At 68.6% G+C, this 22,348-nt stretch carries 24 protein-coding genes, 1 tRNA gene and 1 pseudogene; 10 read left to right on the forward strand and 16 right to left on the reverse strand.

Annotated features, from left to right (window positions below):
- Positions 1-387: 387 nt before the first annotated feature.
- The 8 genes from AB0P29_RS12035 to AB0P29_RS12070 form a co-directional block, all read right to left on the reverse strand.
- Positions 388-1,821 (reverse strand): M23 family metallopeptidase, encoded by a 1,434-nt coding sequence (locus AB0P29_RS12035; RefSeq protein ID WP_363380027.1) that lies wholly within the window; start codon positions 1,819-1,821, stop codon positions 388-390.
- Complete coding sequence (locus AB0P29_RS12040) at positions 1,818-2,549, reverse strand: hypothetical protein (RefSeq protein ID WP_363380029.1); 732 nt, start codon at positions 2,547-2,549, stop codon at positions 1,818-1,820. Before AB0P29_RS12040 ends, AB0P29_RS12035 begins: the two co-directional genes overlap by 4 nt.
- A 231-nt stretch (positions 2,550-2,780) precedes the next feature.
- Positions 2,781-3,386, reverse strand: coding sequence for a DUF305 domain-containing protein (locus tag AB0P29_RS12045; RefSeq protein WP_253035829.1), 606 nt, complete (start codon positions 3,384-3,386; stop codon positions 2,781-2,783).
- Positions 3,387-3,477: 91 nt separating this feature from the next.
- Positions 3,478-3,912, reverse strand: a complete 435-nt coding sequence (locus AB0P29_RS12050) for a DUF6153 family protein (protein ID WP_363380166.1) — start codon at positions 3,910-3,912, stop codon at positions 3,478-3,480.
- Between the two features lie 52 nt (positions 3,913-3,964).
- Complete coding sequence (locus tag AB0P29_RS12055) at positions 3,965-5,974, reverse strand: heavy metal translocating P-type ATPase (RefSeq protein WP_363380169.1); 2,010 nt, start codon at positions 5,972-5,974, stop codon at positions 3,965-3,967.
- Positions 5,975-6,185: 211 nt separating this feature from the next.
- Positions 6,186-6,359, reverse strand: coding sequence for a hypothetical protein (locus AB0P29_RS12060; protein WP_363380032.1), 174 nt, complete (start codon positions 6,357-6,359; stop codon positions 6,186-6,188).
- Between the two features lie 46 nt (positions 6,360-6,405).
- Positions 6,406-6,735 carry a cation transporter gene (locus AB0P29_RS12065; RefSeq protein ID WP_253035843.1) on the reverse strand — a complete coding sequence of 110 codons (330 nt, stop codon included), beginning with the start codon at positions 6,733-6,735 and terminating at the stop codon, positions 6,406-6,408.
- A 32-nt stretch (positions 6,736-6,767) separates the two neighbouring features.
- Positions 6,768-7,049, reverse strand: a complete 282-nt coding sequence (locus AB0P29_RS12070) for a metal-sensitive transcriptional regulator (RefSeq protein WP_253035831.1) — start codon at positions 7,047-7,049, stop codon at positions 6,768-6,770.
- A gap of 166 nt (positions 7,050-7,215) precedes the next feature.
- Here AB0P29_RS12070 and AB0P29_RS12075 point away from each other — a divergent pair, with 166 nt between their 5' ends.
- Together AB0P29_RS12075 and AB0P29_RS12080 are read left to right on the forward strand one after the other, a co-directional pair.
- Positions 7,216-7,500 carry a metalloregulator ArsR/SmtB family transcription factor gene (locus AB0P29_RS12075; RefSeq protein WP_363380036.1) on the forward strand — a complete coding sequence of 95 codons (285 nt, stop codon included), beginning with the start codon at positions 7,216-7,218 and terminating at the stop codon, positions 7,498-7,500.
- Positions 7,497-8,726 (forward strand): MFS transporter, encoded by a 1,230-nt coding sequence (locus AB0P29_RS12080; RefSeq protein WP_363380039.1) that lies wholly within the window; start codon positions 7,497-7,499, stop codon positions 8,724-8,726. Before AB0P29_RS12075 ends, AB0P29_RS12080 begins: the two co-directional genes overlap by 4 nt.
- Positions 8,727-8,915: 189 nt before the next feature.
- Here the strand turns inward: AB0P29_RS12080 and AB0P29_RS12085 are convergent, their stop codons facing one another.
- Both AB0P29_RS12085 and AB0P29_RS12090 read right to left on the reverse strand, forming a co-directional pair.
- On the reverse strand, positions 8,916-9,209 hold the full coding sequence (locus AB0P29_RS12085; protein WP_363380042.1) for a DUF4913 domain-containing protein: 294 nt from the start codon (positions 9,207-9,209) through the stop codon (positions 8,916-8,918).
- Entirely contained in the window at positions 9,202-10,056 is an 855-nt protein-coding gene (locus AB0P29_RS12090) for a TraG/TraD/VirD4 family protein (protein WP_363380044.1), read from the reverse strand. The genes AB0P29_RS12085 and AB0P29_RS12090 overlap by 8 nt, the downstream gene beginning before the upstream one ends.
- A gap of 105 nt (positions 10,057-10,161) precedes the next feature.
- On the opposite strand from AB0P29_RS12090, the pseudogene AB0P29_RS12095 reads away from it, so the two are divergent.
- A pseudogene (locus AB0P29_RS12095) lies at positions 10,162-10,814 on the forward strand (alpha-L-rhamnosidase C-terminal domain-containing protein); the annotation flags it as partial.
- On the opposite strand, the gene AB0P29_RS12100 reads toward AB0P29_RS12095, so the two are convergent.
- Entirely contained in the window at positions 10,735-11,613 is an 879-nt protein-coding gene (locus AB0P29_RS12100; RefSeq protein WP_363380046.1) for an aldo/keto reductase, read from the reverse strand. The pseudogene AB0P29_RS12095 and the gene AB0P29_RS12100 sit on opposite strands and share 80 nt — an antisense overlap.
- Positions 11,614-11,734: 121 nt before the next feature.
- Between AB0P29_RS12100 and AB0P29_RS12105 the strand changes: the two genes are divergently transcribed.
- A complete protein-coding gene (locus AB0P29_RS12105; protein ID WP_253035835.1) occupies positions 11,735-12,781 on the forward strand; it encodes an NAD(P)-dependent alcohol dehydrogenase in 1,047 nt (348 codons plus the stop codon).
- Positions 12,782-13,128: 347 nt separating this feature from the next.
- Here the strand turns inward: AB0P29_RS12105 and AB0P29_RS12110 are convergent, their stop codons facing one another.
- Positions 13,129-13,611 (reverse strand): hypothetical protein, encoded by a 483-nt coding sequence (locus AB0P29_RS12110; protein WP_253035836.1) that lies wholly within the window; start codon positions 13,609-13,611, stop codon positions 13,129-13,131.
- Between the two features lie 60 nt (positions 13,612-13,671).
- On the opposite strand from AB0P29_RS12110, the gene rraA reads away from it, so the two are divergent.
- The gene (gene rraA / locus AB0P29_RS12115) at positions 13,672-14,139 is read left to right on the forward strand and encodes a ribonuclease E activity regulator RraA (protein ID WP_253035837.1); all 468 of its coding nucleotides are present in this window, start codon (positions 13,672-13,674) and stop codon (positions 14,137-14,139) included.
- Positions 14,111-14,923, forward strand: coding sequence for a FadR/GntR family transcriptional regulator (locus AB0P29_RS12120; RefSeq protein ID WP_253035838.1), 813 nt, complete (start codon positions 14,111-14,113; stop codon positions 14,921-14,923). Before rraA ends, AB0P29_RS12120 begins: the two co-directional genes overlap by 29 nt.
- Positions 14,924-15,365: 442 nt before the next feature.
- Here the strand turns inward: AB0P29_RS12120 and AB0P29_RS12125 are convergent.
- The 3 genes from AB0P29_RS12125 to AB0P29_RS12135 form a co-directional block, all read right to left on the reverse strand.
- Positions 15,366-15,439: transfer RNA gene (locus tag AB0P29_RS12125), tRNA-Gly, on the reverse strand.
- Positions 15,440-15,512: 73 nt separating this feature from the next.
- On the reverse strand, positions 15,513-15,809 hold the full coding sequence (locus AB0P29_RS12130; protein ID WP_064002639.1) for a hypothetical protein: 297 nt from the start codon (positions 15,807-15,809) through the stop codon (positions 15,513-15,515).
- 27 nt (positions 15,810-15,836) lie between these two features.
- Entirely contained in the window at positions 15,837-17,009 is a 1,173-nt protein-coding gene (locus AB0P29_RS12135; RefSeq protein ID WP_363380051.1) for an MFS transporter, read from the reverse strand.
- 69 nt (positions 17,010-17,078) lie between these two features.
- Between AB0P29_RS12135 and AB0P29_RS12140 the strand changes: the two genes are divergently transcribed.
- Entirely contained in the window at positions 17,079-17,951 is an 873-nt protein-coding gene (locus AB0P29_RS12140) for a LysR family transcriptional regulator (RefSeq protein WP_363380053.1), read from the forward strand.
- A gap of 53 nt (positions 17,952-18,004) precedes the next feature.
- On the forward strand, positions 18,005-19,042 hold the full coding sequence (locus AB0P29_RS12145; RefSeq protein ID WP_253036167.1) for a zinc-dependent alcohol dehydrogenase family protein: 1,038 nt from the start codon (positions 18,005-18,007) through the stop codon (positions 19,040-19,042).
- Here the strand turns inward: AB0P29_RS12145 and AB0P29_RS12150 are convergent.
- On the reverse strand, positions 19,023-19,631 hold the full coding sequence (locus AB0P29_RS12150) for a TetR/AcrR family transcriptional regulator (RefSeq protein ID WP_363380055.1): 609 nt from the start codon (positions 19,629-19,631) through the stop codon (positions 19,023-19,025). The genes AB0P29_RS12145 and AB0P29_RS12150 overlap by 20 nt on opposite strands.
- A gap of 61 nt (positions 19,632-19,692) precedes the next feature.
- On the opposite strand from AB0P29_RS12150, the gene AB0P29_RS12155 reads away from it, so the two are divergent.
- Both AB0P29_RS12155 and dcd read left to right on the forward strand, forming a co-directional pair.
- Entirely contained in the window at positions 19,693-21,714 is a 2,022-nt protein-coding gene (locus tag AB0P29_RS12155; RefSeq protein WP_363380058.1) for a beta-galactosidase, read from the forward strand.
- A 28-nt stretch (positions 21,715-21,742) separates the two neighbouring features.
- Positions 21,743-22,348 carry a dCTP deaminase gene (dcd, locus tag AB0P29_RS12160; RefSeq protein WP_363380061.1) on the forward strand — a complete coding sequence of 202 codons (606 nt, stop codon included), beginning with the start codon at positions 21,743-21,745 and terminating at the stop codon, positions 22,346-22,348.

Raw genomic sequence — 22,348 nt, forward strand, 5'->3', positions numbered from 1 at the left:
GGCGTGTGCGTCGGTGGGGCCCTGGAGCGGTATCCAGAGCTCGATGCGAGCCCACCAGCGGCATGTCCCGGGACGGATTGCGCATGGACTGATCTGCTCTTTCCCGAGTCTTCGCGCGAACCGACTAGAAGAGAGCGAGCAATCTGGTGCATGTGTGCTGACATCGCCGACAGGACCGCTGAGCGTCCTCCAGCGCAACACGCATGATCATGCTGTCCAAACTCACTTCCCGGCCGAGGAGGACGGCGATGCGTGCGCACGCTGAGTCGTCAGTGTCTTTCATCGTCGCCGCGCAGGCAAGGAACGATTCGACGTAAGACGCTCGCTCCGCGACGGTGAGTCGCCCATCGAGGGGGCGCATCCGAATCAGCTGTTGAATACGGGGGGTCATACGGCGATCCCGCGGGCACGGAGGAACGGGACGGGGTCGACGCGAACGCCGCTGAGGTAGACCTCGAAATGGAGGTGGCATCCGGTTGAGGCGCCGGTGCTACCGATGAAAGCGATGACTTGGCCCGCGCGAACGGTTTGGCCGTAACGGACGTTGTAGCCACCGTCGATGATGTGGGCGTACCCGGTGATGGTGCCGTCGCGGTGCTGCACCTTGATGTAGTTGCCCCAAGCGCCGCTGTAGCCGGCGAAGATGACGGTGCCGGCCGCGGCGGCGTAGATAGGGGATCCGCAACTGCTGGCGAAGTCGGTCCCGCGGTGCCCGCGATTCGTGCAGTACCCGTTACGGCAGATCGTCCCTCGGGTCCCGAATCCTGAGCTGATCCAGCCGTGAGCTGGTCGCACCCATCCCGACGATTGGACCTGGCCACCGCTTCCGCCCGTGTTGCCGCTCGCGCCGGAGGCCCCGCTGGTTTTACCGCCTGTTGCTCGTCGCCGCCGTTCCTCCTCGCGACGTCGTTGTTCTTCCTCTCTGGCCTGCCGCGCGGCTGCTTCCCGTGCCTTACGGCGGGCTGCTTCTCGGCGTTTGCGTTCGGCCTCCACACCTGCCTGGTAGCCGGCGAGTGTCGATGCTGTCGTGTCGCGAAGTGCGTCGAGTTGGGCTTCCAGGGTGAGCCGGTGCTCGGTTTGCGCGTCGAGCGCCGCTTGCGCGGCTTGCGCGGCTGCTTGCGCGGTGCGCATCTTCTGTTCCGCTTCGCCCTTGCGGCGATCGCGCTCATTGCGAGCGACGACGGCCTGATTGCTCAGGTTCTGCGCGTTGTCGCGGGCGCCGGCAGCGTCCGCGTATCGGGCTCGGTTGGCGTCAGCGATCTTGTCGATCGCCCCCAAGCGGCCCAGAAGCTCGTCCGCGTCGGCTGCGGTGTCGGAGAAGAACAGTTCCAAGGTCGGGTCGCTTCGCCCGGTGCGGTACTGCTCCGCGGCCAGTGCCCCCAGCTTCGCCGCTGCTTCTGCTGCGCGCGCAGTTTCGGCATCGGCCTCAGCCTGCACCGCGTCGGCGCGTTCGACTGCGTCTTCATATGCCTCTTGAGCGAGCACGTACTCCTGCCCGAGGCGGTCGGCTTCGGCCTGTTTGGTGTCGACGTCGTTCGTGAGAGAGCGGATCAGTGTTTCAATCCGACCGATCTCCGCATTCTTGCTGGCTTGGTTGCGGCGCGCTTTCTCGACGTCGTCCCACGTGGGGTATTTCGCGGCGAACGCGGGTGCCGCTAGTCCCAGACCCGTCGCGCTGAGAACCATTCCCAGTGCAGCAGCACCCACCAGGCTGCGCCGGCTGACACTGGGCCACAGCCGGCGTGCCTCAGCCGGGGTCGGGCCGCAGCCGCAATCGACGTCATCGATGCGGGCGGGTGGGGTTTGATGCGGGCTGTTCATTGCTCGGAGCCTGTCGACGCCGGTGGGGCGGGAGGAGATATCCCCGTCTGGTCGACGGTCAGCACGTCTCCCGCGTTGGTGATCGCGACTGCCTGCACGCTCAAGCTGGTAGTGCCGGCTTCGACCCATTCCGACTCGCCGGCGCCAGTGACCCAGACGGTGCCGGCTGTGTCGACACCAACGATGCGCTGGTGGTCGGGTGAGGTGTTCAGCAGCGCGATGGTGGGAGCGTCCGTCCAACCGGTGAAGGTGGCTCCCGCGTCGGTGCTCACTTGCAGCCCGTCTGGGGTGGACGCGATGAGCCGTTCGGTGGCGTCCACGACGAGGTTGCGTGCGGGGACCTCCGCTCCGGTGGGTTGCCAGCTGACTCCCCCGTCGGTGCTGGTGAGCAGTTCAGGGTTGTCGGTGGCGATCCCATAGACCACGTTCCAGGTGGTGCCGGCGAGTACGTGGAAGTCCTTCTCGCCTGAGAAGACGACGGGAGACCAGGTCATGGCTCGGTCGGTGCTTCGGATGATGCCCAGGTGAGGGGTGCCAAGTTCCGCTGGGGTGTCGGGGCCAGGGTGCCCGGAGGCGAGAAGAGCGTCCCCGGCGGCGGTAAGCCCCATCGCATCAAACCCCGGACCGATCCGGGCACCGGTGTCGCCGTCTGCGGTGGTGGGGTAGATGCCCGCGTGTGTGCCGATGAGGAAACCCTCACCGGCGGGGTCGGCGACGATCCCATGCACGTGTGTGAGAGGTGTCTCCGCCCCAGAGGATTGCCCTGGGTTTGCTGCGCACCCGGTAACGACCAGGACTGCGGCGGCGAAGACGCCGAGCGCGGGAAGTGCGCGGCGGGTGGCGAATGAGCGGGGGGTGCGTGGGCGCATGGGTGCGCCGAGGAAGAAGCGGTGTTGCATGTCGGACCTGCAGGCCACTGACGGCGGTGTGGGGCGCGACCGCACCCCACACCGCGGGGGTCAGAGTGCCGCGAGGATGTTCTCCATCTCTGCGATCTCCGCCGTCTGGGTGTCGACGATGTTCTGCGCCATCTCGATCGCGTCGGGGTTTTGGCCGTTGTCGATCTCGTCCTGCGCCATGTCGATCGCGCCCTCATGGTGGACAGTCATCTGTTCCAGGAACAGTCGGGACGCGTCGTCTCCGCTGGCGCTCTCGAGCGCTTGCATGTCGTCCTCGGTCATCATCCCGCCACCGTGGTCCATGTCGCCCATGCCGTCCATGGACGAGTCCGCGCCCCACTGATCCAGCCACTGTTCAAGCTGATCGATCTCGGGCTGCTGGGCGGCTTTGATCTCTTCGGCCAACGCGGTGACACGCTCATCGACACCGTCCTTCCCGAGGAGCATGTCCGACATCTCCACAGCCTGCGTGTGGTGCGGGATCATCATCTGCGCGAACATCACGTCCGCGTCGTTGAAGTTCGCAGCCTCGGCGGGAGCTGACGAGGAGCTTCCGCCGTGATCCATCCCGGGCATAGACGTCGAGTTGCCACCGCCCGCGCAACCGGCGAGGGTGAGAGCCGTGGCGAGGGTGAGCGCGACCGTGGCCGCTGTACGAATTTTCATCTGGGGTCTCCAAGCATCGATACGTGAAGCCAGCGGCGAGCTGGCGAAAAGGCGGAGGCGAGCAGGTACCTGGTACCCACTCCCCCGCCGTTCACGTACGGCTGACGCAGAGGACAGATAACGACGGGGCCGCGAGAGTAGGTCGACGACCCGGCGCCAAGAGGGCGACGGTCGGTGCCCGGTCACGGACGACGCGCAGCAGCGCCGCGCTGCGAGGGGCCAGCAGCATCACCAGAGCGAGAATCGCCAGTACGCAGGCCATGATCAGCAAGTCCGCATGCCCTCCGCCACAGTCCACACACTCCGTCGACGCTGTGGCGCCGTCGCTCGTGCTGGCCGCTGCCGCGTGGGTCTCGCCCATCGAGGCAGCATGAGACATGGGCGCGGCGTCGTGGCCCTGTCCGGAGCCGAGCGAGTGCATCGCCAATAGACCGACGATCACGGCGGTCGTGACGGCGAGGAGGGTGACCAGTGTGCGGGTGCGGGCGCGCGCATGAGAACGGTCCACGCTGTTAGCGATGTTCATCAGCGACACGTTCCACCTCCCGCGGTCCTAGAGTACGACGTGAATCTACGGATCAGCCGCGCCCGGCGACCGCGTCGGGTGACAGATCCAGTCGGCGGAGCAGTTGCGCGTTGAGGGCCACCACGATTGTTGACAAGGACATCAGGATCGCCCCGACCGACATTGGTAGCACGAACCCGACCGGGGCAAGGATGCCGGCCGCGAGGGGGACGGACAGGAGGTTGTAGCCGGCCGCCCACCACAGGTTCTGCTTCATCTTCCGGTAGCTCGCGCGAGACAGTTCGATCACTGACAGCACGGAACGAGGGTCGTCGCTGGCGAGGATCACCCCGGCGGAGGCAATCGCGACATCCGTGCCGGCACCGATCGCGATACCAACGTCCGCTTGCGCGAGAGCGGGCGCGTCGTTGACTCCGTCACCGACCATCGCGACCTTGCGGCCCTCGCCCTGCAGCCCCTTCACCTTCGAGGCTTTGTCTTCGGGTCGGACGCCCGCGAAGTACCGGTCGATGCCGAGCTCGGTCGCGACCGAGGCTGCGACCGCTTCCGCGTCACCGGTGATCATGACCACCTGCACGTTCCGCTCGTGCAGCGCGGCCACGGCCGCGCGGGACTCGGGTCGGATCTCATCAGCCAACCGGAGCGCCCCGGCTACCTGCCCGTCGATGAGGACGTGGAGAATGATCGCGCCTTCCTCTCGCCACTGATCCGCGACGGGCAGCTCGCTGCCGCCTTCTTGCTCGAGCAGGTACGGGCCACCAACCTTCACTTGCGTCCCGTCGACCCGTGCGCTGACTCCTACCGCTGGGGACGAGGTGAAATCCGCTGCCGCGGGCACGGTGAGCTGCTGGGCTTTCGCGGCGTTCACGATCGCGCGGGCCAGTGGATGCTCCGAGTCCGTCTCGGCCGCGGCGGCCAGGGCGAGCAGCGTGTCGGGGGCGATGCTACCGGCAGGTTCGACTGCGGTGACGGCGGGGGTGCCCTTGGTGAGGGTGCCTGTCTTGTCGAACAGCACGGTGTCGACGGTGCGCATGCTCTCCAGGGCCAGACGATCTTTGATCAGCACCCCGCCGCGGGCGGCGCGCTCTGTGGCGATGGACACCACCAGTGGGATTGCCAGGCCCAGAGCGTGCGGGCAGGCGATCACCAGCACCGTGATGGTGCGGATCACCGCATCATCAGGCAACCCGACGATGGTCCACACAACGGCGGTGATTACCGCGGCGACCAACGCGAACCAGAACAGCCACCCGGCGGCACGGTCGGCGAGGCGCTGCGCCTTCGAGGAGGAATTCTGGGCCTCGGTGACCAGGCGTTGGATGCCGGCGAGAGCAGTGTCCTCTCCGACGGCGCTGATCTCAACACGGATGCCGGAGTCCGTGGCGACGGTTCCGGCCACGACCGCGTCCCCGTCGCCGCGGCGTACAGGCTTGGATTCGCCGGTGATCATCGACTCGTCCATGCTCGCCGAACCCTGCACCACCCGACCGTCAGCCGGAACCCGTCCGCCAGGGCGAACCACGACAACGTCGCCGACCTGCAGGTCAGCGGGCGCGACGGTGACCGTGGTGTCCCCGTCCACCTTCTCCGCCTCGTCCGGGAGGAGCGCGGCAAGGGAGTCCAGTGCGGAGGTGGTCTGTGCGAGCGACCGCATTTCGATCCAGTGCCCGAGGAGCATGATGACGATCAGCAGCGCCAGCTCCCACCAGAAGTCCAGTTTGTGATCCAGCAGCCCGAGACCCGCCCCCCACGACGCGATGAACGCGACGGTGATCGCCAGCCCGATCAGCAGCATCATGCCGGGTTTACGGGCACGCAGTTCGCTGACCGCGCCGGTCAGGAACGGGGAACCACCCCACACGTACATGACGGTGCCGAGAACCGGGGAGATCCAACCCACCCATGCTGTGTCGGGCAGCGGGTAGCCGATCAGCATCGAGAACATGCTCGAGAACGCCACCACCGGGACAGCGAGGATCAGGTTGATCCAGAACAATCGACGGAACCGTGCGACATGGTCCGCGCCGTGCCCGGCGTGCCCACCATGTCCACCGTGCTGCATCCCCGCGTGCGCGCCGCCGTGTCGCTCATGGGTGCTGTCGTCCGCTGATGCGTGGTGGGCGTGCGGCTCATCGATGGCGTCAGGCTCGGCGACGGTTTCGCGCAGTCCCTGCGCGGTGTCATCCCCACCCGTGCCGCTCGCCGTGGGGTGGTGGTGGTCGTGCTGGCTCATGATGAGCGTCCTTCCACTGTTCGCATCGGACAGATGCAGGTCAGACCCGGGCGAAAACGCGGGCCGGTTCGGGGGTAGCGGGCCTCGAGCTCGCCGGGAGGGTGCGGAAGCCGCGCAGGCGCAGACTGTTCGTGACAACGAACACCGAAGACAGGGCCATCGCGGCCGCGGCGACCAGCGGGTTCAGCAGCCCGGCCATCGCGACCGTGCGCACGACGCGCAGGTCATCCCGGTGATGTCGAGTTCGACATCGACCGCGCTCACGACGGGCTGGTGGCCACGGCGTAACCAGCCTCCTCCACCGCCGCCTCCACGGCAGCAGCAGGGATCGGCGTCGAGCTGCGGATCGTCACCCGTGACGCGCCACCCGCGTTCAGGTCCACCGACACACCCTCCACCCCGTCGATCGCGGACAACTCTTCGGTGACGCTCGACACGCAGTGCGAGCACGTCATCCCCGTCACCATGACGTCAGACGTCACAGCCGCCGCGGCCGCATCCGCGGTCTCGGGAGTCGATGCGGTCGCGCAGCATGCACAGTCAGCGCCGGTGTCCTTCAAGCCCAGGTCGTTGCGGTCCTCAGTGTTCATCATCGTCTCCTCGTCGTGAGTGGATAGGTGGGTTAGGAACGGACCAGACGGGCGATCGCCTCGTTGGCTTCGCGGATCTTCTCTTCCGCAACGGCACCACCCTCAGCGCTGGCTTCGGCAACACAGTGTGAGAGATGGTCGCCCAGCAGCGGCAGCGCGACAGACTCGAGGGCCTTCGTGGCCGCGGAAACCTGGGTGAGGATGTCGATGCAGTACTTGTCCTCTTCGACCATCCGCGCGATCCCACGGACCTGACCCTCCGCCCGGCGCAACCGCTTCAGCAGATCGTCCTTATTCGTCGAGTACCCGTTCATCCCGGGTACACTACCCCCCTACCGTATCGAGAGCAACCTCACCACGTGGCCGCCCCTGCCATTCCCAATGTCAGAACGTCGGCCTAATGTGGTCTACTACCTGCGTATGCACGTAGATACGCAGGGTGGTGACCTTTCGCCCGAAAGTGAGTATGTCGAGGTAGCCGTGGAGGTGTTTCGGCTGCTCGCCGAGGCAACTCGCATCCGCATCGTGCTGGCTCTGCGGGACGGGGAGCTGTCAGTAAATGGACTGGCCGAGCATGTCGAGCGGAGCCCTGCTGCGGTCTCACAACACCTCGCGAAGCTTCGGTGGGGCAAGCTCGTCCGGGTCCGCCAGGACGGCAACAAGGCGTTCTACCGCCTCACGGACGAGCACGCGATACGGCTCGTGATCGAAGCAACCCGTAAGGCCGAGCACGCCATCGATGAGCACCCGGGACATCACGCGTGATCCGCGTCCTGCGAAACCCGATCTACCGGGCGCTGTTCCTTGCTCAGGTGTTGGCCCTGTTGGGCACGGGGCTGCTAACGGTCGCACTGGGCCTACTGGCGTTCGACCTGGCAGGCGATTCCGCCGGCGCCGTGCTGGGTACGGCCTTGACGATCAAGATGATCGCCTACGTTGGCATCGCCCCCTTAGCTGCGGCGCTGGTGGATCGACTGCCGAAGAAGGCGGTGCTGATCGGTGCTGATGTGGTCCGGTTTGCGGTCGCAATGTCCCTGCCCCTCGTGACCGAGACATGGCAGATCTATGTGCTCATCTTCGTTCTGCAATCCGCGTCGGCGACTTTCACACCCGCGTTTCAGTCCCTGATCCCGAGCGTGCTTCCAGAGTCACGCGACTACACCCGCGCGCTGTCGCTGTCTCGCCTCGCATACGACCTCGAAGCGCTGCTGAGCCCGATCATCGCCGCAGCACTTCTCACGCTCGTCTCGTACAACAACCTCTTCCTCGGAACCGCTCTCGGCTTCGCGAGCTCGGCAATCCTCGTCCTGATCACCACGCTTCCAGCCAGAGAGCCCGACATGCCAGCCGATACGTTCTGGCAACGTCTCCCCACAGGCCTCCAGGTGTTCGCCCGGACGCCGACCCTCCGGTTCGTGATGCTGACCAACGTCATCGTCGCGGCTGGTACCGCGATCGTCCTGGTGAATTCCGTCGTCTACGCGCGGGCCGTGTTCGAACTCGGCGACACCGCTCTCACTCTCGCCCTGGCCTGCTACGGTGTCGGGTCGCTCATCGTCGCACTCAACGTCCCCTGGATCGTTGACCGGCTCGGTGTGATCCGTCCGATGATCGCCGGCGGCGCCCTGATTGTCGTCGGCCTGATCGCCGCCGCCACCATCACCGGTCTCTTCACCGCAACCGCAGCCGGATGGCCCGCCCTTCTGGTGACGTGGACGATCCTCGGTATGGGTACATCGCTCGTGAACACCCCGTCGTCCCGAATTCTTGCTGATGCGTCAACCCCACAGAACCGCAACCTGGTCTACACCGCGCAATTCGCGCTGTCCCACGCCTGCTTCCTCATCACCTACCCCATCGCAGGCTGGCTGGGCAGCATTAGCCTGCTCGCAGCCGCCGTCCACCTCGCCGTCCTCGGAGCGGGAGCCCTCGCCGCGGCCGTTTGGCAAACACGACGGATGCAGGCCGCACCGACGCTCGAAAAACATTGAGTAGCGGCCCTGTTCGAGTATTCGACTCAATCTGTCGTGAGCTGAGGCCGGCTCGTGGAGCGAGCCACCCGGAGGTGTGCTACGGAGTCAGTCTCACGTCGGGGAACCACCTTTCGGGAGGTTCTGTGTACGGTAACGGTTCGCCGGGCTCGCACGCATCCTTCGACTTCGCGAAGGGGCCGTCAGGGCTCAGAAGCAGGTCATGTGGTGGTCCGCGTGGTCACGCCACCACACGCTCGCACCCGTCGCCGGGTCGAGCCGCAGGTGCTCCCACGAGCGCCATAGACCCTCGAGGCGGGCCACCGCCTCCGGGTAGCGCCACCAGTCCGCAGCCCACCGGTAGCGGGCGTTTCCGGGCGCGACAGGGCGCGTGTACATGTGGCGCAGGTACTCCCGCACGAACTCGTCGACGGAGCCGTACACCAGCTCCGTGGCCGGCTCGTGGGCGTCGTCGTCGCGGAAGTCATCGAGCAGGTCACTCATCGCGCGGCTCGTCCTCTTCGATCACGGCAGCTCGAGCAGGAGCCGAAGCGGCGGGTGCGCTGTGGGAGGGATCGTGCGCGGCGATCGACGCGCGCAACGCGGCCGCATGTGGCCCGTTCATCCACGGGACCGTCTCGACGAGGGTCGCGGGAGCGCCAGAGGCGAACACCACCGCGCGGCCGCGCGGCAGTGCGCCGAGATCCGCGACGTCCAAGGTGCGTTCGCGCTGCACCCCATGAGAGGTTGACCGGGTGCCGCGGCCGACACTGGTGGAGGTCGTGCGCCGGTCGTAGTCACCGATCATCTGCGAGAGCTCGTTCAGGAACTCCGGCTCCTTCACACCGCCGCCGTAGACGGCGACGTTCGAGGCGCTCCACAGCTTGCGCATCCCGTTGCGCCCCCACACCTGCACCCCTTGAGACCAGGACTGCAGGATCGTCATCAGGACGATTCCACGGGACCCGTAGTGGCTGTAAAGGTCGGGGAGGTCGTGCCAGCGGCACACGTTCGCGGCCTCGTCGAGAACACCGAGCATCGGCACCTGCAGGCGCCCGCCGGGCTGCGTGGTCGCGTACTCCTCCGCCGCTTCAACCGTCGCGGCCGCTAGCGCGGTCACCAGCGGGCCGGCGGTGCCGCGACCCTCCTTGGAGAGGCTGTAGAGCGTGTCGTTCGAGCGCACGAACGCGTGCGGTTCGAACTGCGGCCGCGGGTCGAAGCTGCCTTGGGGGGTCACCCATTGCGCGATTGCACGCACCTTCAGGCACGACGCCATTTGAGCGGCGGTCCCGTAGACACTGTCGCGACGGCGAGACTCGCCGTTGACCTGCCCGGAGACGGCATCCGCCATTTGTTCCTACCCGTGACGGCGGAGGATCCGCACCGGCTCATCATCGCCGAGCGTGGTCGTCCAGGTGAAGGCGGTCGTGATCGGCAGGCCCTCGAGCGCTGCGGCGAGAACGCCGTTTGGAGCCAGCGCGGCAACTTCCTGAGTGTGCCGACCGACTGCCCGCAGCGCGACGAGCGACTGGGGTGACGGGAGATATCGCCGCCTATGCGGCATCCGCGTCGTTCCCGTTCGACACGTCCGACTTCCTCGACAGCTGGCTGCGCGATCTGCCGCTCGAGACCGAGCACGCGCCCGACCGCGCCGTGCCCTTCGAGCGGTGGGACTCGATGCTCCCCGACGGGAGTATCAACCCGGGCGAGATGACGAGCTTCAACCACTTCGCGCTGGGGGCGGTCGTCGACTGGATCCACCAGGTGGTGGGCGGTCTGCGTCCTGCCTCACCGGGCTACGGTCGGGTGCGCGTCGAGCCTCGACCGGGTCCAGGAATCGAGTGGGCCGAGATATCCCTCCTGACCCGCGGGGGGCCGGTCACCGTCGCGTGGCGGATCCCGGACGGCGAGCTGACGCTCGAGGTCGGTCTGCCGGACGGCCTGCCCGCCGACGTCGTCCTGCCGGACGGGCGCGTCGTCGAGGTCGCCGCCGGTGGCCACACCTTCAGCGCGCGCCTGACCCGGCGCGTCAGTCGTCGACCCCGGGCGGGGGCTCGCCGAGCGACTCGACCGCGTCGAAGAATGCCTCGGGCACCTCGGCCTCGATGAGGGGGCCGAGGGCGTCGAGGCGGGCGGTCGACGAGATCCCGACGATGGTCGCGTCGACGAGGGGACTGCGCATCGAGAACTGCAGCGCCGCGGCGGCGAGGTCGACACCGTGCTCGTCGGCGAGGCTGCGGACGCGCCCGACATGGGCGGCGAAGTCGGCGGGCATCGGACGGTAACCGAACGAGCCGTCGCCGTTGGCGAGCGTGCCGCCCCCGAACGGCGCCGCGTTGAAGACCGTCATGCCCTGCGCGCGGGCCGCCTCAAAGACGGGCTCGGCGGTGCGCGTCACCAGCGTGTAGCGGTTGTGCGAGAGGACGACGTCGAACGCACCGGTGTCGACGTACTCCCGCACCTGTGACAGCGTGCCCGATGCGATGCCGATCGCGCCGATTACGCCCTGGTCACGGAGCTCGATCAGGGCGGGGACGGCACCGCCCGGGCCCATCGCCTCGGCGAGCGTCAGGCCGTAGGGGTCGTGCAGTTGGTACAGCGGCAGGCGGTCGAGCCCGAGGCGGGTCAGCGACTCGTCGAGCGAACGCTTCACCCGGTCGCCGTCGAAGACGCCCGTGTCGGGGTCGCTGTCGGCCTTCGAGTAGATCCGCGCCGGTCCGGGCAGTCCGCCGGCGCGCCGGATCGCGTCGCCGAGCGCCTGCTCGCTGCGTCCGCCGGCGTAGTTGTTGCTCGTGTCGACGTCGCCGAGGTCCGAGCGGATCAGTGCGTCGGCGAGCTCGGCCGCCCCGGGGCGGTCGCCGAGACGCGAGGCCCCGAGGATGACGGGGGCGGGGGAGAGGGTGTTCATCGGTGCCTCCCGGCTTCGGTGCGCGGTCGCCTCTGACGATACCCACGGTCGCGCGCGTAGCGTGTGACAGGACGGATGCGGCGACGCGCGGCATCCGTCGATCGATCAGCAAGGAGAACCCATGCCCACCGTCGCCGCGTACGCAGCCCCTTCGGCAACCGACCCCCTCATCCGCACGACGATCGAGCGTCGCGAGACGGGACCGCGCGATGTGCTCATCGCCATCCGGTACGCGGGGATCTGCCACTCCGACATCCACACCGTTCGGGGCGACTGGGGTCCGGTGACCTACCCGCAGGTCGTGGGGCACGAGATCGCCGGCGAGGTCGTCGAGGTCGGATCCGAGGTCGACGGTTTCGCGGTCGGCGACCGCGTGGGCGTCGGGTGCATGGTGAACTCGTGCCGCGAGTGCGAGAACTGCCGGGCCGGCATGGAGAACTACTGCCTGAAGGGCAACACGCAGACGTACGCGTCGGTCGACCGCGACGGCACGATCACGCAGGGCGGCTACTCGACCCACGTCGTCGTCGATCAGGACTTCGTGCTCCGCATCCCCGAGGCGCTCCCGTACGAGTCGGTCGCGCCCCTGCTGTGCGCCGGCATCACGACGTACTCCCCGCTCGCGCACTGGAAGGTCGGACCCGGCTCGAAGGTCGCCGTCGTCGGCATGGGTGGGCTCGGGCACCTCGCGGTCAAGATCGCGGCCGCGATGGGTGCCGAGGTGACCGTGCTGTCGCAGACCCTGTCGAAGCAGGAGGACGGCCTGCGCTTCGGTGCGTCGCACTACTTCGCGACGAGCGACGACGCCACCTTCCGGACCCTCGCCAACACGTTCGACCTCATCCTCAACACGGTGAGCGCGCCGCTGAAGCTCGACTCCTACCTGCGGATGCTGCGCTTGGACGGCACCATGGTCAACGTCGGCGCCCCGCCCGAGCCGCTGCCGCTGCGGGTGTTCACGCTGTTCGGCAACCGGCGGTCGTTCGCCGGTTCCAGCATCGGATCCATCGCCGAGACGCAGGAGATGCTCGAGTTCTGCGCCGCCCACGGCATCGTGCCCGAGACCGAGCTGATCGGCGTCGACGAGGTCAACGAGGCGTACGAGCGGGTGCTGCGATCGGACGTCCGCTACCGCTTCGTCATCGACATCGAGACCTTGAAGGACTGAGTCTGAAAACCCGGCGGGATTCTGGTCACCGCGGGGTGTTACCCTCGCGTGGATCGCGACGAACGCGGTCGCCCACTTCCGCATAACCGTGACCATGAAGGTCACGAGCGTTCCGAATCCAAGAACGGCCAGCATCAGAGGACCGCTCCGTGAAGCTGCGGGCTGTTCATGTTCGCTGATTCTCCTAACGACAACATTGGCGCGGGCTCGAGGCCCTTCGGGCGGCGAGTACTCAGCTGCCCGGAAACGGTCGCATACGGCGACCCACAGCACGATACATGAAAGTGGCCGACCAGTGGACCACTTGGCGACTGGCGTGGCGGACAACCCGGGGGGTGTGTTTGTCGTCACTCTTGAGCAGCGAAGTGTTCGGCCGATCTTCCATTTGGAGTGAGCCCAAGAACACCCGTCATCACGAATGAACCAGCGCTGATGAGGGCCATCAGCGAGAAGGGCACCATGATCGGGCCCTCGGCTAGCAGTCCGTCCCACTGCTGGGGGTCGATGATGAGCCACACCATCAACGCGAGGAGGACAGTAACGGGAACCCAAGGGAAGATCTTGTGCCTGAGTGGCATGAAATCCTCAAAGAGCCGCAGCCGACGGGCGTGATCCAAGACTCGCCTCTCCCACGCTTCGCGTTCGCCGCCCTCCGGTAGTGCACCGTAGATAGCGGTCTCTCGCGCGAGCTGTCTGGACCATCGCGGCCCGGGTAGCATCGCCGCGACAAGGGCAATCACGCCGGTCGTCGCGAGAGTCGCGAGGACGCCGGGGATGAAGTCGAGCAGGTTCTTCAGCCGAATGTAGTTCCTGCTCGATTGGCGCGCCATCGGTAGTGGCCGACTGGTCGGCCTCTTGCTACGATGCGGCAAAGAGCTAATGGAGGCCCGATGTCTGTTGTCACTGCTGACCTGTACGACGAGCTGGGTGAGGACATCCAGTCGGTACCCATCCAGTTCCGGTCGTTTGGCTCGCGGACAGCGTTCGACGGGCCGATTCGCACTGTGCGGTGCTTTGAAGACAATGCGCTCCTCAAGGCGACGGTATCCACGCCTGGAGAGGGTGCTGTTCTCGTCGTCGACGGTGGAGGATCGCTGGAGCGAGCCCTGATGGGCGACATGATCGCGGAGATCGCCTCATCCAATGGATGGGCGGGCGCCGTTATCTTCGGGGTGGTCCGTGATCAGAACGCGATCAACGGCATCGAGATCGGTGTGAAGGCTCTCGGCACCAACCCTCGGAAGAGCACCAAGACCGGGGCTGGCGAGGCTGACATTACTCTCGAGTTCGGCGGGGTAACGTTCCGGGTAGGGGCACACCTCTACTCCGATGAAGACGGGATCCTCGTTGAACGATAAGGCGCCGTCCACCGGCATCGCCGGCCTGCGACCGGTCAATCTACAGCGGCCGGAGCCGGCCTCGTCCGAAGTCGCCCGCGCGCTTCTTGACTACATCTTCTCCGGCCACGTCGGCCCCGGCGAGAAGCTGCCCTCTGAGCGTCAGCTTAGTGAAACTTTCGGTGTCGGGCGGTCTGTCGTCCGCGAGGGCATCAAGTCTCTTGGTTTGCTCGGCCTTGTCGAGTTCCGCCACGGCGGCGGTACCTACCTTCGTGGAAGCAATTCCGACCTCCTCCCTCGCGTGATCGAGTGGGGTCTGATGTTGGGCGAACGTCACACCGTCGACCTCGTAGAAGCGCGGCAACACATCGAACGCGTCACCAGCGAGCTCGCCGCTTCCCGCCGCTCCGAAGAGCACCTCACCGAGATCGAAGAAGCACTCACTGCTATGCGGGACGCCGCCTATGTCGACGCCTTTGTTGATGCTGACGTGCGATTCCATCTCGCCGTGGCGAAGGCGTCAGGGAACAGCGTCTTGTCCAACATGCTGACCAACATCTCGTCTCTCCTGCACGTGTGGATCCACCGAGTCGTCGAGGCAGAGTACGCCAAGGTTACGGCCGCCGGCGATGCGAGCTGGCCGGCCGGCTGGTCGTCTTTCCAGGAGCACGTGCCGGTGCTGGATGCAATCCGCGCAGGGGACTCTGACGGTGCCCGGGCGGCGATGACCGCCCACATGGACAATGCCAGTCGGCGCCTCGTGGAGACGCTCGAAGAGGACGAGCGCGGCGCTCGGACCGCCTAGCTCACTCGGTCTCAGCGTTCGGCACGGCGGCGCCCGCCCACGTAGCCACGACCAGAAACCCGGCCAACACCGCGACGACCCCGCTGGCACCTATTGGAGCAGCGACGACGCTGGCAAGGACCGGTACGGCGGACTGCGCGAAGCGGTTGCCGACCAGCCTGAGGGACAACATGGATCCCCGCCCGCCCGCAGGTGCCAGCGACGAGAGCCATGCCGTCGTGATCGGCTGGCAGGCACCGATCCCGCGTCGTCGGAGCTCCGCAGATGGCGGTGGACGTCCTCGCCATGACGCACGATCGTACGAGAACGGAGGGCACGCTTGTTGTGTCGCTGGCGACGTTGACCGCGATCCCTGGATGCGAGGGGTGTGCCGACCGCTGTGCTGCCAAAGACCGGTCCGGACTAGGTCTGGAATGTCCGGACTAGCTTTGAAAGTGACACGTGGAGGGGCTGACGGGAATCGAACCCGCGCTGTCTGCTTGGGAAGCAGAAGTTCTGCCATTGAACTACAGCCCCGTGCGCCCGGAGGCACCCGGCAAGCCTAGCAAGACCGGGAGCCGTTCGACCGAACGCAGACCGGGAGCGCCGGTCAGTCCGTGGCGGCGGGCGGCTGTCCCGGGCCCTGCGGCGGCTGTCCGGGGTGCGGCGGCTGGCCGGGGTGCGGCGGCTGACCGCCCGGGTACCCGCCGCCGGGGTAGGGCGGCCCGGGGCGCGGCGCGAAGACCATGCCGCTCTCCTGCATCGCGCGCAGCATCCCGTTCTTCACCGCGGTCCGCTGGATGAGGTAGCCCACCCAGATCATGAGGGCGATGAAGCCCAGGTAAAGCACGATCATGAGGATCACGAAACCGGCGCCGAGCCCTGCGTACTGTCCGTAGCTGTCCATGCCCGCACCCTATCGGCGGGTGCGACATCAGTCACGCACGGCGAGCGAGCAGACCACGACGAGCACGCCGAGCCCCGCGACGAGTCCCGCCAGGGCGAACCATCCGCCCGCCGTCCACGCGGCGGCGCCCACCGTGCCGATGACGCTCGAGCCCACGTAGTACGCGACGCTGTACAGCGCGACGGCGTGCTGCCGCCCCGACCCGCCCGCCCGCGCCGTCGCTGCGTTGGCGGTCGCGTGCGCGAGGAACATCCCCGCCGTGATGAGCAGGATGCCGGCGACGATCACCGCCACGCCCGATGCGATCGTCACGGCGGCGCCGACGGTCATCAGGGCCCCGCCGGCGACCAGCGGCATCCGCGTTCCCCATCGGTGGACGAGCGCGCCCGACAGGCGCGAGGTGACGGTGCCCGACAGGTACGCCAGGAACACCAGCGACACCGCCGTCGCGCTCAGGAAGTACGGCGCCACCTCGAGGCGGAACCCGATCGCGTTGAACACGGCGACCATCGCACCGACGACCATCGCCCCGATCGCGTACAGCGGCCGGGCCCGCACGTTGACCGCCTGGCGCCCGAGCGTCCGCAGACTGCTGCGCAATGGCACGACCCGGTGCGTCGCGGTCGCCGGCAGCAGCACGGCGAACAGCACCGTGAGCGCCGCCGCCAGCACCCCCATCAGCTCGAGCGACAGCCGCCACCCGACGAGCTCGCCCACCGGCGCCGCGACCAGCCGGCCGGCCAGACCGCCCACGCTCGTCGCCGCCACGTAGGCGCCCGCGGCGACCCCGGCGCGATGCGGACCGGCCGCCTCGTGCAGGTAGGCGACCGCCAGCGCCGGGATGCCGCCGAGCGCCGCCCCGAGCAGGAACCGCCCCGCGAGCAGCCCGGCGAACCCGGGCAGCAGGGGCGACGCGACCGCGATGACCGCGGCGGCCGCCGCTGCGACCTGCAGCATCCGTCGGCGTCCGAAGCGGTCGGCGGCCAGCGCCCACGGCAGGATCGCGAGGGCGAGGCCGAGCGTGGCCGACGACACGACCCATGAGGCGTCGGCGGCGGTCAGGCCGTAGGTCTCGGCGATGCCGGTCAGCAGCCCTTGCGGGGCGTACAGCACGCCGAAGGTCGCGATCCCCGTCGTCCACATCGCCGCACCGAGCCGACGCGGAGCGGCGGTCATGGTGGGGATGTCGAGAGTCGTCACCCACCCCACGGTAGGCATACTTCTCATCCGGATCCAATACCGGTTCTCGACGAGCGATACCATTTGCGCATGAGTCGCCTCGCCGCGCTGCTGCAGCACCTGCCCCTGCTCGACGCGCTCGGCCGAGACGAACACGTCACCCGGGCCGCGCAGGCGCTCGGCGTCCCGCAGCCGAGCGTGAGCCGCGCGCTCCGTCACCTCGAGGCTGAGCTCGGCGTCGCACTCGTCGCCCCCGAGGGCCGCGGCATCCGTCTCACCCCCGCGGCGAAGCGGATGCTGCCCGGCGTCCGCGTCGCCCTCCGCGCCGCGCAGGACGCCATCGACTCGCTCGACGAGGCGCGCGCGACCGTCTCGCTCGCCTTCCAGAACTCGCTCGGCGAGAACCTGGTGCCCCGCCTCGTCCGGCGCCTGCGCGAGGAGCGCCCCGACATCCAGATCCGCCTCTGGCAGGGCGCCCGCGACGCGTGCCTCGCCGAGCTCGCCTCGGGGCGCACCGACCTCGCGATCGTCTCGGGGGCAGCCGCGGCGGGCGAGGCATCCGTGCACCTCTACGACGAGCCGCTCGTCGCCGTCGTTCCCGCCGGGCACCGCCTCGCGACCGCCCGCCGGGTCACGCTCGCCGACGTCGTCGCCGAGACCCACGTGACCCTCAAACCGGGCTACGGCCTGCGCCGCACCCTCGAGCAGCTGGTCGCCGCCGAGGGCGCCGAGCTGCGCATCGCCTTCGAGGGCGACGACCTGCGCACCCTCCACGGCCTCGTCGCGGCGGGCCTCGGCATCGCCGTCGGACCTGAAGTGCCGCATCCGCTCGACGGCTGCGTCCAGCGGCCCATCGACGATCCCCGTGCGATGCGCGACATGGGCGCCGTCTTCCACCCCGGCACCCGACCGCCCGCCGTCGACGACGTGCTGCAGGTGCTCATCGGCGTCGCCCGCGGCTGACCCGCCCGGCCGCGGCGGCAGAATCGAGACGGACGGATGCGACGGAGGCTGCAGTGCGCGCGATGATCATGGACCGGATCGCCGGTCCCCTCACCGTCACCGAGGTGCCCGACCCGGTCGCCCCCGACGGCGGCGCGGTCATCGACGTGCACGCCACGGGGCTGTGCCGCAGCGACTGGCACGCGTGGGTCGGGCACGACGACATCGCCCTGCCGCACGTCCCGGGCCACGAGCTCGCCGGCGTCGTCGCGGCGGTGGGGCGCGGCGTCGAACGCTGGAACGTCGGCGACCGCGTCACGGTGCCGTTCGTGTGCGGATGCGGCCGGTGCGAGTGGTGTCTGGCGGGCGACGCGCAAGTGTGCCCGAACCAGGAGCAGCCCGGCTTCACCCACTGGGGGTCGTTCGCCGAGCGGGTCGCGATCCACGCCGCCGACCGCAACCTCGTCGCCGTGCCCGAGGGGATCTCGCTCGAATCGGCTGCGGCGCTCGGATGCCGCTTCGCCACCGCCTACCGCGCCCTCACCGCGCGTGCCCGCCTGCGTGCGGGGGAGTGGGTCGTCGTCGTCGGCGCCGGCGGGGTCGGCCTCAGCGCCGTCATGATCGCGACAGCGCTCGGCGCGCGCGTCGTCGCGGTCGACCGCTCGGCGGCCGCACTCGAGGTCGCGCGCCGCCTGGGCGCGGAGCACGTCGTCCGCGCCGACGGCTCCGACATCCCCGCCGCGGTCCACGAGGTCACCGGCGGCGGCGCGCACGTGTCGGTCGACGCGGTCGGCAGCGAGCAGACCTGCGCTGACGCCGTCCTCAGCCTGCGCCGCCGCGGCCGGCACGTGCAGGTCGGGCTGCTGCCCTCGGCATCCGGTCTCTCCGCGGTGCCCATGGCCCGGGCCATCGCGTGGGAGCTCGACCTGCTCGGCAGCCACGGCATGGCCGCCGAGGACTACCCCGGGATGCTGCAGCTCATCGCCCGCGGCACGCTGCGCCCGCAGGACCTCATCGAGCGGACGGTGTCGCTCGACGAGGCAGCCCAGCTACTGCCTGTCATGGACACCGCGGCGCCCGCGGGGATGACGATCATCGACCCGCGGCGCTGACCGGAGTCGGCAGGAGCAGCGCGTCGAGCGCGACGCGCATCGCGTCGACCGGGTCGGTGTCGTCGGCGAGCCAGCGCACCTGGATGCCCTCCCACATCCCGATGACAAGGTCGGCGAGCATGACGGCATCCGTCGTCGTCGTCAGTCTGCCGAGCCACCGGTCGTACTCGATCGCCGCGGCGTACTCGGGGATGACGTCGGCGTACCGTGCGCGCAGCCACGCGTGCGCCTCGTGGTCGGCGTGCGTGGCCTCGGCCTGCACGACCGTGAACATCCGCACGAGTTCGCGCCGACCGAGGTTGCGCTCGACGATCGCAAGGACCGTCGGGATGAAGCCGTCGCGCGCGGCGCGCTGCGAGAAGTCGGTGTCGGCGGCATCCTCCTGCGACAGGACCGCGGCCAGCAGCGACACCTTCGTCGGGAAGTGGTGCATGACCGTCGTGAGGCTGAGGTCGAGCTGCTTCGCGATCTGGCGCAGCGACCCGCCGCGGTAGCCGTGCGTGCCGAAGACGGCCGTCGCGCTCGCGATGATCTCGCTGCGCCGCGCGGCGGACTTCGCGTAGGGGCCCCGGGCGGGCGCTTCGGTCATGACGGCAGTGTAGATCGACTGAAACCGTGCAGATGCACGTTTTTGGGACTAGCGTGGTCGCGTGCAGAACTACCGCTGGGTGAAGGACGGCTCGCAGCAGCCCGGGACGATGCGCTACGGCGCCGACTACAACCCGGAACAGTGGCCGCGCGAGGTGTGGGACGACGACGTGCGGCTCATGCGCGAGGCGGGCGTCAACATCGTCTCGCTCGGGATCTTCTCGTGGGGCCTGCTCGAACCGAGCCCCAGCGAGTACGACTTCGCGTGGCTCGACGAGATCATCGACCTGCTGCACGCGAACGGCATCGACGTCGACCTCGCGACGGCGACGGCGTCACCGCCGTCGTGGATGGCGCGCCGGCATCCCGAGATCCTTCCGCAGACCGCGGACGGGACCATCCTCTGGCCCGGCGCCCGCCAGCACTGGCGGCCCACGTCGCCGATCTTCCGCGAGTACGCCCTGCGTCTCGTGCGCGCGCTCGCCGAGCGCTACGGCGATCATCCCGCGGTCGTCGCGTGGCACATCTCGAACGAGCTCGGATGCCACAACCTCTACGACTACTCCGATGATGCCGCCCGCGCGTTCCGCGTCTGGCTCGAAGCGCGCTACGGCACGATCGAGGCGCTCAACGACGCGTGGGGCACGGCCTTCTGGTCGCAGCACTACGAGGAGTGGGACGAGATCCTGCCGCCGCGCTCCGCGCCCACGATCCGCAACCCCGGACAGCAGCTCGACTTCGAGCGGTTCTCGTCGGATGCCGTCCGCGACCACCTGCGGGCCGAGGCCGCGGTGCTCGCCGAGGTGACACCCGGCATCCCGCGGACAACGAACTTCATGGTCGCGCAGAACGTCCGCGACATCGACTACCCGTCGTGGGTGGGCGACGTCGACTTCGTCTCGAACGACCATTACCTGCGCCCGGGCGAGCTCGGTCGCGACGACCTGTCGTTCTGGGCGAACCTCACCGGGAACATCGCCGGCGGTCTGCCGTGGTTCCTCATGGAGCACGCGACGAGCGCCGTGAACTGGCGCGAGGTCAACCCGCCGAAGCGGCCCGGCGAGCTGATGCGCGATGCGCTGACCCACGTCGGGCACGGCGCCGACGCGGTCTGCTACTTCCAGTGGCGGCAGTCGCGCGCCGGCGGCGAGCGGTACCACTCCGGCATGGTGCCGCACGCGGGCGAGCACAGCCGGGTGTTCCGCGACGTCGTGGCCCTCGGCGGGGCGCTGCGCGACCTCGCGCCCGTGCACGGCTCGCGGCGTGAGACCGCGCGCGTCGCGATCGTCTTCGACTACGAGTCGTGGTGGGTCAGCGAGCGCGACGCCCACCCGACCGACGCGCTCGCGTACGACGCCGAGGCGCTCGCCTGGTACCGCGCGCTGCTCGACCTCGGGGTGCGCGCCGACGTGATCCCGGTCGGCGCGTCGTTCGACGGGTACGAGGTGCTCATCGCCCCGATGCTGCACGTGATGCCGGACGACCTGCGTGCCCGCCTGACGTCCTACACGGATGCCGGTGGCCACCTCGTCACGACGTACTTCTCGGGCATCGTCGACCAGAACGACCGCGTCTGGCTCGGGGGATACCCCGGCGCACTGCGCGAGCTGCTCGGCGTGATGGTCGAGGAGTTCGTGCCGCTGCTGCCCGGCGAGCGCGTCGCCCTCGCCTCGGGTGCCGCGGCGAGTGCCTGGACCGAGCGGATCGTGCACATCGGCGACGACGTCGAGGTGCTCGACACCTACGCCGAGGGCGACCTGGCGGGTGCGCCCGCAGTGACCCGCCGGCGGCTGCGCGCGGGTGGGTCGGCAACCTACGTCTCGGCCGACATCGGCCGGGACGGTGTGCGCGCGGTGCTCGCGGGGCTCGGACTCGACGCGCTCGCCGGCGATCCGCGGTCGGCCGACGGCCGGCTCGACGTCATCGAGCGCGGAGACGCCGAGGCGCGGTACGTCTTTATCTCGAACCGCACCGACGACGAGGTCGTGGCGCCGGTGTTCGGCGACGTGCTCGTCGGCGCGGGCGCGGCATCCGGTGTCCTGGTGCCCCCGCGGGGTGTGGTGGTCGTCCGCGTCGCGCGGTGACGCACCGGGCGGCCAGTAGGCTGGCCGCGTGCTGCTCAGCGACCGCGACATCCGACTCGAGATCGACGGCGGCCGCATCGGCCTCGACCCGTGGGACCCGGCGATGGTCCAGCCCTCGAGCGTCGACGTGCGGCTCGACCGGTACTTCCGGCTGTTCGACAACCACAAGTACCCGTTCATCGACCCGGCTGAGGACCAGCCCGAGCTGACGCGGCTGATCGAGGTCGCCCCCAACGAGCCGTTCATCCTGCACCCGGGCGAGTTCGCCCTCGGCGCGACGTTCGAGCAGATCACGCTGCCCGACGACGTCGCCGCACGCCTCGAGGGCAAGAGCTCGCTCGGTCGCCTCGGGCTCATCACCCACTCAACGGCGGGGTTCATCGACCCCGGTTTCTCGGGTCACGTGACGCTCGAACTGGCCAACGTCGCCACGCTCCCGATCAAGCTGTGGCCGGGCATGAAGATCGGGCAGTTCTGCTTCTTCCGCCTGACCTCGCCGGCCGAGAACCCCTACGGCACCGGCTCGTACAAGAACCGGTACCAGGGGCAGCGGGGGCCGACGGCATCCCGTTCGTTCCAGAACTTCCACCGCACCGACGTCGGCACGACCGACGCGGGTGCGAAGGGGAACTGA

This window comes from Microbacterium sp. NPDC080220 (genome assembly GCF_040686395.1).
GTDB classification, from domain to species: Bacteria; Actinomycetota; Actinomycetes; order Actinomycetales; family Microbacteriaceae; genus Microbacterium; species Microbacterium gawkjiense.

Excerpts from the sequence above, each read along its gene's own strand:
- AB0P29_RS12035 (WP_363380027.1), bottom strand. The coding sequence starts at position 1,821 with ATGAACAGCCCGCATCAAACCCCACCCGCCCGCATCGATGACGTCGAT.
- AB0P29_RS12045 (WP_253035829.1), bottom strand. The coding sequence starts at position 3,386 with ATGAAAATTCGTACAGCGGCCACGGTCGCGCTCACCCTCGCCACGGCT.
- AB0P29_RS12050 (WP_363380166.1), bottom strand. The coding sequence starts at position 3,912 with ATGAACATCGCTAACAGCGTGGACCGTTCTCATGCGCGCGCCCGCACC.
- AB0P29_RS12055 (WP_363380169.1), bottom strand. The coding sequence starts at position 5,974 with ATGCAGCACGGTGGACATGGTGGGCACGCCGGGCACGGCGCGGACCAT.
- AB0P29_RS12065 (WP_253035843.1), bottom strand. The coding sequence starts at position 6,735 with ATGAACACTGAGGACCGCAACGACCTGGGCTTGAAGGACACCGGCGCT.
- AB0P29_RS12070 (WP_253035831.1), bottom strand. The coding sequence starts at position 7,049 with ATGAACGGGTACTCGACGAATAAGGACGATCTGCTGAAGCGGTTGCGC.
- AB0P29_RS12085 (WP_363380042.1), bottom strand. The coding sequence starts at position 9,209 with ATGAGTGACCTGCTCGATGACTTCCGCGACGACGACGCCCACGAGCCG.
- AB0P29_RS12090 (WP_363380044.1), bottom strand. The coding sequence starts at position 10,056 with ATGGCGGATGCCGTCTCCGGGCAGGTCAACGGCGAGTCTCGCCGTCGC.
- AB0P29_RS12100 (WP_363380046.1), bottom strand. The coding sequence starts at position 11,613 with ATGAACACCCTCTCCCCCGCCCCCGTCATCCTCGGGGCCTCGCGTCTC.
- AB0P29_RS12105 (WP_253035835.1), top strand. The coding sequence starts at position 11,735 with ATGCCCACCGTCGCCGCGTACGCAGCCCCTTCGGCAACCGACCCCCTC.
- AB0P29_RS12110 (WP_253035836.1), bottom strand. The coding sequence starts at position 13,611 with ATGGCGCGCCAATCGAGCAGGAACTACATTCGGCTGAAGAACCTGCTC.
- rraA (WP_253035837.1), top strand. The coding sequence starts at position 13,672 with ATGTCTGTTGTCACTGCTGACCTGTACGACGAGCTGGGTGAGGACATC.
- AB0P29_RS12120 (WP_253035838.1), top strand. The coding sequence starts at position 14,111 with ATGAAGACGGGATCCTCGTTGAACGATAAGGCGCCGTCCACCGGCATC.
- AB0P29_RS12130 (WP_064002639.1), bottom strand. The coding sequence starts at position 15,809 with ATGGACAGCTACGGACAGTACGCAGGGCTCGGCGCCGGTTTCGTGATC.
- AB0P29_RS12140 (WP_363380053.1), top strand. The coding sequence starts at position 17,079 with ATGAGTCGCCTCGCCGCGCTGCTGCAGCACCTGCCCCTGCTCGACGCG.
- AB0P29_RS12150 (WP_363380055.1), bottom strand. The coding sequence starts at position 19,631 with ATGACCGAAGCGCCCGCCCGGGGCCCCTACGCGAAGTCCGCCGCGCGG.